Source organism: Streptococcus salivarius (genome assembly GCF_002094975.1).
Lineage (GTDB): Bacteria > Bacillota > Bacilli > Lactobacillales > Streptococcaceae > Streptococcus > Streptococcus salivarius_D.
The window spans coordinates 2,008,415-2,022,482 of record NZ_CP015283.1 but is presented as its reverse complement, the minus strand read 5'-3'; the positions used below and the strand labels follow the sequence as shown (position 1 = coordinate 2,022,482).

The 14,068-nt window shown below is 38.6% G+C and carries 15 protein-coding genes and 1 CRISPR repeat array (1 of these 16 only partly in view); of the genes, 13 read left to right on the top strand and 2 right to left on the bottom strand.

Annotated features, from left to right (window positions below; translation table 11 throughout):
- The first annotated feature begins 68 nt into the window (after window positions 1-68).
- Window positions 69-818 carry a CPBP family intramembrane glutamic endopeptidase gene (locus V471_RS09485; protein ID WP_045768928.1) on the top strand — a complete coding sequence of 250 codons (750 nt, stop codon included), beginning with the start codon at window positions 69-71 and terminating at the stop codon, window positions 816-818.
- A 246-nt stretch (window positions 819-1,064) separates the two neighbouring features.
- On the opposite strand, the gene V471_RS09480 is transcribed toward V471_RS09485, so the two are convergent.
- Both V471_RS09480 and V471_RS09475 read right to left on the bottom strand, forming a co-directional pair.
- The gene (locus tag V471_RS09480) at window positions 1,065-1,262 is read right to left on the bottom strand and encodes a hypothetical protein (RefSeq protein WP_002886034.1); all 198 of its coding nucleotides are present in this window, start codon (window positions 1,260-1,262) and stop codon (window positions 1,065-1,067) included.
- A gap of 99 nt (window positions 1,263-1,361) precedes the next feature.
- Entirely contained in the window at window positions 1,362-1,781 is a 420-nt protein-coding gene (locus V471_RS09475) for an SP_0198 family lipoprotein (RefSeq protein WP_084871442.1), read from the bottom strand.
- Window positions 1,782-1,954: 173 nt separating this feature from the next.
- Here V471_RS09475 and V471_RS09470 point away from each other — a divergent pair, with 173 nt between their 5' ends.
- The 12 genes from V471_RS09470 to csn2-St all read left to right on the top strand — a co-directional run bounded on the left by V471_RS09470 (window position 1,955) and on the right by csn2-St (window position 13,493).
- The gene (locus V471_RS09470) at window positions 1,955-2,347 is read left to right on the top strand and encodes a YbgA family protein (RefSeq protein ID WP_064523350.1); all 393 of its coding nucleotides are present in this window, start codon (window positions 1,955-1,957) and stop codon (window positions 2,345-2,347) included.
- The gene (locus V471_RS09465; RefSeq protein WP_084871441.1) at window positions 2,344-2,706 is read left to right on the top strand and encodes a TIGR02328 family protein; all 363 of its coding nucleotides are present in this window, start codon (window positions 2,344-2,346) and stop codon (window positions 2,704-2,706) included. The genes V471_RS09470 and V471_RS09465 overlap by 4 nt, the downstream gene beginning before the upstream one ends.
- 12 nt (window positions 2,707-2,718) lie before the next feature.
- Window positions 2,719-3,096: a hypothetical protein gene (locus V471_RS09460; RefSeq protein ID WP_070847082.1), complete on the top strand. Its 378-nt coding sequence runs from the start codon at window positions 2,719-2,721 to the stop codon at window positions 3,094-3,096.
- 4 nt (window positions 3,097-3,100) lie between these two features.
- Complete coding sequence (locus V471_RS09455) at window positions 3,101-3,463, top strand: hypothetical protein (protein WP_084871514.1); 363 nt, start codon at window positions 3,101-3,103, stop codon at window positions 3,461-3,463.
- A gap of 103 nt (window positions 3,464-3,566) precedes the next feature.
- Window positions 3,567-4,178, top strand: coding sequence for a CPBP family intramembrane glutamic endopeptidase (locus V471_RS09450; RefSeq protein WP_084871440.1), 612 nt, complete (start codon window positions 3,567-3,569; stop codon window positions 4,176-4,178).
- Between the two features lie 26 nt (window positions 4,179-4,204).
- On the top strand, window positions 4,205-4,846 hold the full coding sequence (locus tag V471_RS09445) for a GDSL-type esterase/lipase family protein (protein WP_013990847.1): 642 nt from the start codon (window positions 4,205-4,207) through the stop codon (window positions 4,844-4,846).
- A gap of 95 nt (window positions 4,847-4,941) precedes the next feature.
- Entirely contained in the window at window positions 4,942-5,556 is a 615-nt protein-coding gene (locus tag V471_RS09440; RefSeq protein WP_061652218.1) for a hypothetical protein, read from the top strand.
- A gap of 247 nt (window positions 5,557-5,803) precedes the next feature.
- Window positions 5,804-7,465 (top strand): SulP family inorganic anion transporter, encoded by a 1,662-nt coding sequence (locus V471_RS09435; RefSeq protein WP_084871439.1) that lies wholly within the window; start codon window positions 5,804-5,806, stop codon window positions 7,463-7,465.
- 146 nt (window positions 7,466-7,611) lie between these two features.
- Window positions 7,612-11,031 carry a type II CRISPR RNA-guided endonuclease Cas9 gene (cas9, locus tag V471_RS09430; RefSeq protein ID WP_084871438.1) on the top strand — a complete coding sequence of 1,140 codons (3,420 nt, stop codon included), beginning with the start codon at window positions 7,612-7,614 and terminating at the stop codon, window positions 11,029-11,031.
- A 176-nt stretch (window positions 11,032-11,207) separates the two neighbouring features.
- Complete coding sequence (gene cas1, locus V471_RS09425) at window positions 11,208-12,119, top strand: type II CRISPR-associated endonuclease Cas1 (protein WP_049528643.1); 912 nt, start codon at window positions 11,208-11,210, stop codon at window positions 12,117-12,119.
- Between the two features lies 1 nt (window position 12,120).
- Entirely contained in the window at window positions 12,121-12,444 is a 324-nt protein-coding gene (gene cas2 / locus V471_RS09420; protein ID WP_002946754.1) for a CRISPR-associated endonuclease Cas2, read from the top strand.
- On the top strand, window positions 12,441-13,493 hold the full coding sequence (gene csn2-St / locus V471_RS09415; RefSeq protein ID WP_049528648.1) for a CRISPR-associated protein Csn2-St: 1,053 nt from the start codon (window positions 12,441-12,443) through the stop codon (window positions 13,491-13,493). Before cas2 ends, csn2-St begins: the two co-directional genes overlap by 4 nt.
- 64 nt (window positions 13,494-13,557) lie before the next feature.
- Window positions 13,558-14,068: a CRISPR direct-repeat array (repeat unit 36 nt; unit sequence GTTTTTGTACTCTCAAGATTTAAGTAACTGTACAAC); it runs 645 nt beyond the window's last position.

The following is a 14,068-nucleotide window of genomic DNA, read 5'->3' as shown; positions in this document are numbered from 1 at the left end:
ACCATCTTTGAGTCGATGCGGATTAAGGTGCGATCTATCTGATTTATTATCCTGTTTACGGAGGAAAAATGAGCAAATTTATTTCAAAACAATCAGTCGCTATCTGGTATGCACTGACTGCCCTCCTTGCTACCTTTCTAGTTGGGCAAGTTATCCTTTGGTTTTTCCCAGATAGGAGTAGTATGGGGGCTTCACTGCTGTTTATCCTAATGAACTGTATTCCCCTGATTATGGCGGCTGTCTTTTCTCTTGTGTTGAGGGAAGTTAAATCCTTGGGGGAATTTTTCAAAAAGGTCTTTCTTCAAAAAGAAAGTCCCCTGTCCTGGATCCTAGCTATCTTCATTCCAGTCATTTATTATGGGATTTCAATCCTGCTCATGAATGTTCGCTTTACTGGGAACTCCCTCTTGGCCTTCTTCCTATATTTCCCCTGGACCTTTTTATATGGCGGTCTGGAAGAAGTCGGTTGGCGTTGGTTTTTACAAGAACATCTTTACTTTAGTAAGCACTTTATAACTAAAATGATGGTTCTTTCCATTGTTTGGTTCCTCTGGCATATCCCTATCTATCAACTCCCTTGGATTACAGCAGGCTCGTCCAACTATCTCATCTTTTACCTGATGATTTTAGGTAATAGCTTTCTTTTGGGAGCTCTTAAAGAGTACTCGAAAGGAGCTGTTCCTTGTATCCTTGCCCATATGCTAATTGATAGTCTGGCTGTTCTCATGCTGGTTCAGAGTTCACTCACTCAGATTATCCTTCTGGTTATTTTTGAAATCATGATAGCCTCTTGGCTAGTGGCTATGAGAAAATCATAGAAATAGACTTTAACCTCTCACTGAATTTCGGTGGGAGCTTTTCTTTCCTATTTGTTGAGATAATGACATAGTGTCATTTTTAGGAGGTGACTCGTTTGGCTTCATCATCTAAAGACTGAAAAAGAAGGCCAAGAGCTACGTAAAATCATGACAGGTATCTTTGAAGAAAAAATGAATAAACACAAGATTAAGTAATGTTGTATGAAAAGAGGTATAAGTCCGCAAACTTATACCTCTTTCTTATCTTTACTTCTTATTTGACTTGGATAGACTAATGGCAACCATTGTCGCACACAGGAAAAAGGCTGCTAGTAAGCCTTTTGTAGTAGTCGTCATGAAAGGTTTATCAAAGACATAATAGTTATAGACAGCAAATCCCAGTCCAATAAGAGTTACAATAATCGACACAACAAATAGCGTCACCCATAATCTTCTTTGAGTCATCGTCAACCTCCTCTTTGTATCCGTTTTCTTTCTGCCTATAGTATAACATAAAAAACCTTAGCTAAATTCCATAGAGCGGTTTGGCTAAGGTTTTTAATCTTATTTCGTCAAGATAACCGTATCATTTGGATCATGGTCATCATCTTCAACAGTCAGTTGATTACCGTCGAGTTTATAATATTTGGTGTCGTCACCGATCGTTAGACTTTGATTGTCAGAGTTAACTGTTACAGGCTTGCTTTCCTTTTCGCCATCTGCCTCGTCCTCCTCCCAAGTTCCAGTATTTCCAGAGATGGTAAGAGTAATGCGATCATTTTCGTCAGTCCCTTTATAGGTGCCATCTAGCCCTTCAGTTTGTTTAGAGGCTTCAGAACTTTGTGAAGATGAAACCTTACTTGAACTTTGTTGGGTGCTAGCAGAGCTTTCAGGTGTTTGAGCTTTCTGGTTTGAGCAGGCTGCTAAAAGACCAAGAACTGCCATAGAGGCAAGAGAAAGTGTGAGTTTTTTGGACAATGTCATAGGCTTGTCTCCTTTCTTTGATACCTTAAGTATAGCAAACGCTTACAAACAAACCAAGCAAAAACCTTTTCTGAAAATACTTGGAAATCACTCTTTCGGATTCTCAAAGGCATAATCTATTATCCCCATTTAAACTATGCTATACTGATAAAAAGCAAGAAGGAAGGTTCCTAATGACAACTACTAATCCACGTCGCCAGTGCGAGCAACTATGGGCAGCCAATAAGTATCTGGTGCTCAGCCATTCAAACAAGATTTACTTGGAAATCCGTAACTATCTCAAGAATGAAGAGGTTAGTTTGGATCAGGTTCAAGCCTACATTGATCAAGCACTTAACCTTCCTGAAAATCCCGGTCAGGTCGTCAATGCCTTCCAACATATCTGGGGATATTTTAAGAAGAAAGCAACCGCCAGCGAAAAGGAAAAGTTTATGGCCCAACTGGATAGCTATGCAGTAGGCCAAATTCCTCAGCATTGTTTGGTGGAATCCGTCAAAGAGCTCCTAATCACATATCCTAATCGTTATCTGGAGGAGTCAACCTTAATTAATGGGGGTTCAAAATGAGACTGTGGCATCAAGACTTGATTGCAAAACTACCTCGTCAGCAACTATTAGGACAACACCGAGAATGTTGTGCCCTTCGTGGCAAGGGTTGGCAACGCAAACACGCTACGGTTAACTATGTTTTTGATTATTCTCCATATCGCCTGTTTAAATACCATGAACTCATTATGCAAGAAATGACGGAACGTGGCTATCGTGTCAGCTCCGAGTGGCTAGAAAAGGAGTATCGAGGCAAGCAGATGCGAGCCTACGATAGGCTTGAAGCGGAGACATTACCAGACATCATTTACCCAGAGCATGATGCCGCCTATTTACAGGAATGTCTGGACAATCTCAAGCAAAAAGGAATCATGATCTAAAGGAGGAAAACGATGCATTTATTTAAGTGGCTAGCACCTAAAAAGAAAGCAGCAGAAGGCCTTGTCATGCGTATATCGACAGCTAATCAGGTAGACTATGCAACGATTACGAACCCAAGTGACAGTGATATCTGGGATGCCTTGGTGCAACTCCCAGCATCCTACGATAGTCTCTATCTTACCTATGGCGATAAAAAGTCAACGAGCTTTATCTTTGTTGAATACGAGGATGACCAGTATCGTTTGGAACACGACACACCTGAGCTAGGACTAGACTTGACCAATGTCGCGCGTGTATCCCAACAAGTTGCCAGAGACATCCTTATTCGCTTTTCTAAAGAGCACACAGTGATTTTGGATGACCATTGGAAGCAAGAGAAAGTCAGGTAGTCCTATGGCACACCTCACCCCAGAAACCAGACGAAAAAGGCGAAAAGCCTTTTGCTTAATCATTGAAATCATTTGTCTGGTTCATTTTGCAATCATTGTCCCTCGTGACCGAGTATTTACGCCTGAAAATTGGGCTCATACACCAGCTCCTATGCGACACAAACTCATGTGGAGTTTTCACCGTCAGTATCAGCTTGAGGACATGACGAGAGAAAAAGTGGAGAAGCTCTTGGGCAAGGGTAACGACCTTAAAGGAAGTGTTGAGTACCAGCTGGCTGACGATTGGATTGGTGGCTGGCGTGTTTACCATATTGACTATGAGCAAGGCCGTGTGATTCGTGCCAAAGAAACCTGGCAAGATTGGTGAGAATGAGTTTTCTCTTCCTCTAAATGTAGTATAATGAAAATGTAGAGGTATACGCTTTCAAAAGGTAAAAACTGTCTTTTGACTAGAAGAGGAGGACAAACTCATGACCCTATTTATATCTAAACTGATGAACGGTATTATGGAACTGCTCATAGTCTCTGTCATTCCTTTCATCACTTGGTTAATTTGGAGCAGGAAAAAGGTGGGTTTCTTTGACTGGATTGGGTTGAAGAAAGTTGAAAGTCAGCAGAAGAGGCGATTACTACTGACCATTCTGGGGATTAGTCTACTTTTTCTTCTTTTTTCGATTGTGGTCTTTAGTTGGTTCGACTCTAGCCAAACGGCCACAGCAGCTTTTTCTGGAAAGGGAATTGGAGCCCTTCCAGCCATCTTGGCATACGCTATCTTAGGGACTGCCTTGCCAGAAGAAATCTTCTTTAGAGGTTTTCTTTTGAAAAGGCTACAAGGAAAACTAGGATTCCTGGGGGCCAATCTGGTTCAGTCTCTCTTATTTGGCCTCATCCATGCACTTATGTTTATCCAATTAACTGGTTACCTAAAAGCTATGGCTATCATGGCCTTTATCAGTCTCATCGCTTACGTTTTTGGTGCTATCAATGAGAAAAAAGCAGGTGGCTCTATTCTTCCAAGTGTCTTTATCCACGCCTTGGCCAATACGGTTGTAGGGCTTCTCTTTGCCTTCTCCCTCGTTTAGATTAAGTTATATAGAAAAAAGTTATCATGGATGAATTAAAAGAAATCAAACTTAAAAATTATCAGTACTTAAATGAGGTTGCTATCAAGGGGGAGACGCTCTTCACAGGTTCATCTCTCATGGAGCTTTTTCCAATTTGTGAAATCGCTAGGAGTAGAGGTGTCGACGACATCATCTACAATCGAGGTATCAGTGGCCTAAATACGGATGAATTTCTCCAGCATATCCATCCCCTACTTTTGGATCTGCAACCGAGCAAGGTGTTTATCAATATCGGTACCAATGACATGACCGAGGAGCCTTATGGAGACCAATGGTTCCAGCATCTGACAGCAAACATCAGGCAGATTCTTGAGCAAACACAAGCTGTCTTGCCCCATACCAAGATTTACCTCATGGCTTTCTACCCAGCCAATCTTCATTTACCTTGGCAGACCAAGGCTTCAATCCAGTGGATGAAACTGCGAACAACTGAAAATCTTGACCGTTGTAATCAGGCACTCGAGGAAATCGCCCAAACCTATGGCTGCCACTTTATTAATTGTAATGCTGGGCTGGTCAATGATAGGAAAGAGCAGAAGGCTGAGCACACCTATGACGGTGTCCACCTTTATGCCAATGCTTACTTAAAAGTCTATGAAGCTCTCGAACCCTACCTCTTGAATTAAGAAAATATGAGAGAATTTCCAGTTCTTACTCGCTTTTTTCCCTTGATTACAGTACAATAGACGTCAAAAGTGAAAAATTGAAATGAGGTATCCCTATGTGGAAATGGTTTAAACGACTCATTGTCCTCGTCATTGTCCTATTTTTTGCAGTGGCGGCTCTACTCATTCCGGACAAAATTGACAGTCAGGACCAATTAAAAAATGTATCTACACAAACATCTCTTGCCGATCTAGCCCAGGCTGGTATTGGTGGAGCGTCCCTCTCATCAGGTGGGGTTTCAACCGAGATTAATCTTGATAGCAACCAGTTTCGTCAAATCCTAAAAGCAAGCATGGCTGATTCTAATGACGAGACCTTGCTAAACAGTACTGTAGAGTTGAATGATTCTTATCTTACAGCTAAGCTACCAGTGTCTCTTGGACCTATCGAATCAACATTCAGCCTTGATTTCACGGTCAGCACAAACAAGGAAGTCATCCTATTAGACTTGGCAGGTGCCCACCTGGGTCGTCTCCCTGTACCTAAATCACTGGTTCTGCCTTACCTCAAGAAGAGTATTGCCCAGTCAAGCAGTGGTGTTCGCATGGTTAACAATCAGATTCAGCTCAAGCTTCCTGAAATCGGCTACGAAATTGAGCAGGCTACCGTGACCAACAGCAAGATGAAGGTCAAGCTTAACATTCCGATTTCCTTGCCAACCAGTTGGTAATTCAAGAGAAATCTATCAAGCCATGATAAGTTAAAACAAGTCCATAGTCTGGACTTGTTTTTTGATACCTTCACTTCTAAACTAAGAAAGTTAAAAAATTCTTGAAATAATACGTTTACATCTCCCAATCCCCTAGAAAATGGGGATTTCCTGTGCTATCATAAGACTGTAAAAATGATAAGCGTCTGACACTCATTGAAAAAAGAGTTAAGTCAAAGAGTTTTAGGATAATAGTTAGGAGGAAAAAATGGACGCTTTAAAATATATCACACCCAAATTTTTCACCACCATCAAGGATTATTCCAAGGGACAGTTCATCAAGGACCTGGTTGCAGGAGTTATCGTGGCTATCATTGCCCTGCCCTTGTCGATTGCCCTAGCGATTGCCTCTGGTGTTAATCCCGAACAAGGTCTTTACACAGCAGTGGTTGCAGGCTTTTTTATTTCCTTTTTAGGAGGTAGTCGGGTTCAGATTGGTGGACCTACCGCAGCCTTCGTTGTCATCATCTATGGCATCATCGCCCAGTATGGCATGGCGGGTCTGACTGTTGCCACACTCATGGCGGGACTCATGCTTATTATCATGGGGCTCCTGCGTTTCGGTGACCTGATTAAATTCATTCCCAAAACCATCACACTTGGCTTTACCTTGGGGATTGCCGTTGGGATTGTGGCTGGACAGATTAAGGATTTTCTAGGCCTTGAGATGAAGTCCGTGCCAGCTGAGTTTCTAGAAAAGATGATTGCCTATGGAAAGCATCTTTCAAGTATTAGTTGGGCGACCCTAGCTATTGGTATTTTGGCCCTGCTCATTCAAATCTTTTGGCCACGCCTTTCTAAGAAAATTCCGGGTTCTCTGGTTGCTATCTTTGTGACCACAGCCATCGTGGCCTTTGGTCATCTCCCAGTCAAAACCATTGGTGACCTTTACACCATCAAGGCGGGACTCCCAAGTTTTACGGTTCCTGACCTATCATTTTCTTTGATTCGTCAAATGATTTCGCCAGCCTTCACCATTGCCATACTAGCAGCTATTGAATCGCTCCTTTCTTGCGTGGTGTCAGATGGCATGATTGGTGGTAATCACCGCTCTAATGCAGAATTGGTCGGTCAAGGTGTCGGGAATATCATGTCAGCCCTCTTTGGTGGGATTCCGGCAACGGGAGCTATTGCCCGTACTGCAGCCAACGTCAAAAATGGCGGACGAACACCAGTAGCGGGTATGGTTCATGCCTTCACCCTACTTCTGATTTTACTCTTCCTCATGCCTTACGCCTCATTGATTCCCATGACCTGTCTGGCCTCAATCCTTATGATTGTCGGTTATAACATGAGTGGTTGGCGTACAGTTGGTCGTATGATCAAACGTGCCCCTAAAAGTGATGTGGCAGTCTTGCTAGTAACCTTTGTCTTAACCGTTTTCTTTGACCTAGTGGTTGCCATCGAATTTGGTATGGTCCTAGCAGCCTTCCTCTTCCTCAAGCGCATGTCCGACGTGGCTCAAATCCGTCAGTGGGTGGACAAGGAAAATCTGGACGATCCAGTTTTGTCTGAAGATAGCGACTTGAAGCAAGTCCCAAAAAACACTGTCGTCTATGAAGTTTTTGGAGCCCTCTTCTTTGGTGCAGCCAATAACTTCTTGAATGTAATCAATGATGAAACTAAGAATGTTCTCATCCTACGCATGCGAAATGTTCCAGCCATGGATATCTCAGGCCTAGATGCCCTTGAAGAAACCCTGGCAATCTGCCAAAAACGTGGCATGACCTTGCTTCTTTCTCACGTTAATGCTCAACCCTACCGAGTACTTGAAAAATCAGGATTTATCCAGACTATAGGAGCAGACCATATCTGCGAGTCGACCGATCAAGCCCTTGAAAAAGCAGCGGCACTAGCAAAAGAAGCCTAGACAAATGTTTTTAATACAAGAAGAAAAAGCCAGTTCAACTGAACTTGGCTTTTTAAAATATAAACAAAGACAGCGTTTACAAATTTTGTTGTAAATTTTCAGATATTATTGTAAAATATTAGAAAAAAGCATAAGGAGATTCTTAAATGAGCGACTTAGTTTTAGGACTTGATATCGGTATAGGTTCTGTTGGCGTAGGTATCCTTAATAAAGTGACGGGAGAAATTATCCATAAGAACTCACGCATTTTCCCAGCAGCTCAAGCGGAGAATAATGTAGAACGTAGAACAAATCGTCAAGGAAGACGATTGACACGACGTAAAAAACATCGTAGAGTTCGTTTAAATCATCTATTTGAGGAAAGTGGATTAATCACTGATTTTACACAGGTTTCAATAAATCTTAACCCATATCAATTGCGAGTTAAGGGCTTGACCGATGAATTGTCTAATGAAGAATTGTTTATCGCTCTTAAAAATATGGTGAAACATCGTGGGATTAGTTATCTTGATGATGCCAGTGATGACGGAAATTCATCAGTAGGAGACTATGCACAAATTGTCAAAGAGAACAGCAAACAATTAGAGACAAAAACACCAGGCCAGATTCAATTGGAACGCTATCAAAAATATGGTCAATTACGTGGTGATTTTACTATTGAGGAGGATGGAAAAAAACATCGCTTAATTAATGTCTTTCCAACATCAGCTTATCGAGCAGAAGCACTGAGAATACTGCAAACCCAACAAGAATTTAATCCACAGATTACCGATGAATTTATTAATAGTTATCTCCAAATTCTAACTGGAAAACGTAAATATTATCACGGACCAGGAAATGAGAAGTCACGGACTGATTATGGAAGGTATACTACTAAGAAAGATTCTGAAGATGAGTACCTAACTTTAGACAATATTTTTGGAATCCTAATTGGGAAATGTACATTTTATCCGGAAGAGTATAGAGCAGCAAAAGCTTCCTACACGGCTCAAGAATTCAATTTGCTAAATGATTTGAACAATCTAACCGTTCCAACAGAAACCAAGAAGTTAAGCGAAGAACAGAAGAATAAAATCATTACCTATGTCAAAAATGAAAAGGCGATGGGTCCAGCGAAACTCTTTAAGTATATCGCTAAACTACTTTCTTGCGATGTTGCGGATATCAAAGGATACCGTATCGATAAATCAGATAAGGCTGAAATTCATACTTTCGAAGCCTATCGAAAAATGAAGACGCTTGAAACCATTGATATTGAGCAAATGGAGAGAGAAAAGCTTGATAAGTTAGCCTATGTTTTAACATTAAATACGGAGAAGGAAGGTATCCAAGAAGCGTTAGAGCATGAGTTTGCTGATGGTACCTTCAGTCAGAAACAAGTTGACGAATTGGTTCAATTTCGCAAAGCAAATAGTTCCATTTTTGGAAAAGGTTGGCATAATTTTTCTGTCAAGTTGATGATGGAATTAATCCCAGAATTATATGCGACGTCAGAAGAACAAATGACTATTTTGACACGACTAGGAAAACAAAAAACGACTTCGTCTTCAAATAAAACAAAATATATAGATGAGAAACGACTAACTGAAGAAATCTACAATCCTGTTGTTGCTAAGTCTGTTCGCCAAGCTATAAAAATCGTAAATGCGGCAATCAAAGAATATAGCGACTTTGACAATATTGTCATCGAAATGGCTCGTGAAACAAATGAAGATGACGAAAAGAAGGCTATTCAAAAGATTCAAAAAGCTAATAAAGATGAAAAGGATGCAGCCATGCTTAAGGCTGCCAACCAATATAATGGAAAGGCTGAATTACCACATAGTGTTTTCCATGGTCATAAGCAATTAGCAACCAAAATCCGTCTCTGGCATCAGCAAGGAGAACGTTGCCTTTATACTGGTAAAACAATTTCAATCCATGATTTGATTAATAATCCCAATCAATTTGAAATAGATCATATTTTACCTCTCTCTATTACCTTTGATGATAGCCTTGCTAATAAGGTTTTGGTTTATGCAACTGCTAACCAAGAAAAAGGACAACGAACACCTTACCAGGCATTAGATAGTATGGATGATGCATGGTCTTTCCGTGAACTAAAAGCCTTTGTCCGTGAGTCGAAAACACTTTCAAACAAGAAAAAAGAATACCTTCTTACGGAAGAGGATATTTCAAAATTTGATGTTCGAAAGAAATTTATTGAACGAAATCTTGTAGATACAAGATACGCTTCAAGAGTTGTCCTCAATGCCCTTCAAGAACACTTTAGAACTCGCAAGATTGATACAAAAGTTTCCGTGGTTCGCGGGCAATTCACATCTCAATTGAGACGCCATTGGGGAATCGATAAGATTCGTGATACCTATCATCACCATGCCGTAGATGCACTGATTATTGCTGCTTCAAGTCAGTTGAATTTGTGGAAAAAACAAAAGAATACTCTTGTAAGTTATTCAGAAGACCAACTACTTGATATTGAAACAGGTGAACTTATTAGTGACGATGAGTACAAGGAATCTGTATTTAAAGCCCCTTATCAACATTTTGTTGATACATTGAAGAGTAAAGATTTTGAAGACAGTATCTTGTTCTCATATCAAGTGGATTCTAAGTTTAATCGAAAGATTTCTGATGCAACAATTTACGCAACAAGAAAAGCGAAATTAGATAAAGAGAAAAAAGAATACACTTATACTTTGGGGAAAATAAAAGATATCTATGCTTTAGGGACAAAAACTCCTTCTAAAACGGGATTTTATAAGTTTTTAGATTTATACAAAAAGGATAAATCCCAATTCTTAATGTATCAGAAGGATAGAAAAACTTGGGATGAAGTAATAGAGAAGATATTGGAACAATATCGACCATTTAAAGAAAAGGACAAAAATGGAAAAGAGGTTGATTTTAATCCTTTTGAAAAATATAGAATTGAAAATGGACCTATTCGCAAGTATAGTCGAAAAGGCAATGGTCCTGAAATCAAGAGTCTTAAATACTACGATAATCTCCTAGGAAGATTTGTTGATATAACTCCCTCAGAAAGTAAAAATCCTGTAGCTTTACTATCTTTGAATCCTTGGAGAACAGATGTATACTACAATACAGAAACAAGAAAATATGAATTCTTAGGATTAAAGTATGCAGATTTGTGTTTCGAAAAAGGAGGTTCTTACGGTATTTCAAAAGTTAAGTATAATAAAATAAGAGAGAAAGAAGGAATTGGTAAGAATTCAGAATTTAAGTTTACACTGTATAAGAATGATTTAATTTTAATTAAGGATACTGAAACAAATCGTCAACAAATCTTTAGATTTTGGTCTCGTACTGGGAAGGATAATCCAAAAAGTTTTGAAAAGCATAAAATAGAATTAAAACCTTATGAAAAAGCAAGATTCGAGAAGGGAGAAGAACTTGAGGTATTAGGAAAGGTCCCACCTTCTTCTAATCAATTGCAAAAGAATATGCAGATAGAAAATCTATCAATTTATAAAGTAAGAACAGATGTCCTAGGAAATCAGCATATCATCAAAAATGAGGGTGATAAGCCTAAGCTAGATTTTTAATATTAATTGTTAAAAAGTGTTGCAATTATAGTTATCATATACTATAATTATCGTGTAAGGGACGCCTTACACAGTTACTTAAATCTTGCAGAAGCTACAAAGATAAGGCTTCATGCCGAAATCAACACCCTGTCATTTTATGGCAGGGTGTTTTCGTTATTTAAAAAGGAGAAAAAATGACTTGGAGAGTTGTACATGTCAGTCAGAGTGAGAAGATGCGCTTAAAGCTTGATAACTTGTTAGTGCAAAAGATGGGACAAGAGTTTACGGTGCCACTTAGTGATATTTCGATAATTGTTGCAGAAGGTGGGGATACAGTTGTTACCCTTCGTCTGTTAAGTGCCTTAAGTAAATATAATATTGCCTTAGTTGTTTGTGATAACGAACATTTACCAACAGGGATCTATCATTCACAAAATGGGCATTTTAGAGCTTACAAGCGCTTGAAAGAACAGATGGACTGGTCTCAGAAACAAAAGGACAAGGCATGGCAGATTGTGACATACTATAAAATTAATAACCAAGAGGATGTCCTAGCCATGTTTGAAAAAAGTTTGGATAACATTAGACTACTTTCAGACTATAAAGAGCAGATAGAACCCGGTGATAGAACCAATAGAGAGGGTCATGCTGCTAAGGTCTACTTTAATGAACTCTTTGGTAAACAATTTGTCAGAGTAACCCAGCAAGAAGCAGATGTTATCAATGCTGGCTTAAACTATGGCTATGCTATCATGAGGGCTCAGATGGCTAGAATAGTGGCGGGTTATGGTTTAAACGGTTTGTTAGGTATCTTCCATAAAAATGAATACAATCAGTTTAATTTGGTTGATGACTTAATGGAGCCATTTAGACAGATTGTGGATGTTTGGGTTTATGATAATCTACGAGATCAAGAATTCCTTAAGTATGAGTATAGGTTAGGATTGACAGATTTGCTCAATGCTAAAATCAAATATGGCAAAGAGACTTGTTCAGTGACAGTTGCTATGGACAAATATGTCAAAGGCTTTATCAAATATATTTCGGAAAAAGATAGTAGTAAATTTCACTGCCCAGTGGTATCAAGTTTAGAGTGGAGAAAATAAGATGAGGTATGAAGCGTTGAGGTTATTATGTTTTTTTGATTTGCCAATGGAATCCAAGGATGAAAAAAGAATCTATCGAAATTTTCGTAAAGAATTAATTTCAAATGGGTTTGAAATGTTACAATTTTCGGTCTATTATCGCACTTGTCCTAATAGAAGTTTTGCAAATAAATTTTATAAGAAGTTAAAGATGAGTAATCTACCTGCTGGAAATGTGAGACTTTTGGCGGTTACTGAAAAGCAGTTTTCAGAAATGACATTAATCATAGGTGGCAAAACTAAGCAAGAAGAAATCGTCAGTGATAATAAGTTGGTGGTTATATGAAATTTTTTGTACAACATCCTTACAAGGAACGTATTGAATTGAATATTGGTGCAATCACACAAATTGTTGGTCAGAATAAAGAACTCAAATATTATATTTGGCAGATTTTGAGCTGGTATTTTGGTGGAAAAAAATACTCAAGTGATGACTTAAGTATTTTTGATTATGAGGAACCTACTATACTTGATGAGTCTGGAGAAATAGTGAAGCGAAGTAGCTATCACTATATCGAGATTTCAAGTTTTAAGGATTTACTTGAGCAGATGGAATATAAGAAAGGGACTCTTGCTCATGGTTACCTTGGTAAAATTGTCAATCAAGTTGATATTGTAGCCCATTTGGAGAAAATTAATGAACAAGTAGAGCTTATAGAAGGGGCAATGAACCAGCATATCAACTTAAACAGTGGTAAGGTGGAATACCATTTAGAGAATCGTTCTCTTACACTAGATCAACTACTTTCAAAAAATTTTAGCCCATTTTTTGCCATTGAGAACAAGAATTTATCTTTTGAATGGGTTTCTAATACTGATAAACTATCCCTCTTTTTAGAAATGTTAGACCGTCTTCTGTCACAAACAACAGAGAAATATCTCATTGTGCTAAAAAATATTGATAGTTTTATTTCAGAGGAATCTTATGATAGTTTTTATAAGCAAATTGGTCAGCTAGTCAAAAAGTATCCAAATCTAAACTTAATTTTATTTCCAAGTAATCAAGGCTATTTAAAGATTGATGAAGAAAATAGTAGGTTCGTCAATATTTTATCTGACCAAGTGGAGCATTTGTACGATATTGAGTTTATGTATGACAGGGTAAAGAAACATTATCCAAGTAATAATTTCCCACCGAGAGAGGGTTTTAGGAAATCCTTAGAGAATGTGACGCCTTATTTATTGACAAAAATGCTGAGACAACCTAGTCTCACACTTGTTGATTCTGTAATTTTGAATATCCTAAATCAGCTGTTTCAATTTAATTACCGTATAAGATATTCACAAACTCCTGATGAGGAGCTATTGCATAGATATTTAGAAAGTAAGAATTGACAAGGACAGTTATTGATTCTATAATCACTATGTGGGTATAAAAACGTCAAAATTTCATTTGAGGGTTTTTGTACTCTCAAGATTTAAGTAACTGTACAACTCCATTTTCTTTCTTCTTAGACTCTACGCCGTTTTTGTACTCTCAAGATTTAAGTAACTGTACAACCCATTCTTCGAAACATCCGTACCCTCTGGTGTTTTTGTACTCTCAAGATTTAAGTAACTGTACAACCGACTAAATTCACAGACCCACAAGCGGCACGTTTTTGTACTCTCAAGATTTAAGTAACTGTACAACAATATAGTCGATTATTGAAAGAACTCTACCGTTTTTGTACTCTCAAGATTTAAGTAACTGTACAACACGAACAAATACCTAGCGATTTCTCACACAGTTTTTGTACTCTCAAGATTTAAGTAACTGTACAACTAAACGAGTACACGAATGCTTACAAGGCTGGTTTTTGTACTCTCAAGATTTAAGTAACTGTACAACACGAACAAATACCTAGCGATTTCTCACACAGTTTTTGTACTCTCAAGATTTAAGTAACTGTACAACTTACCTCACTTTT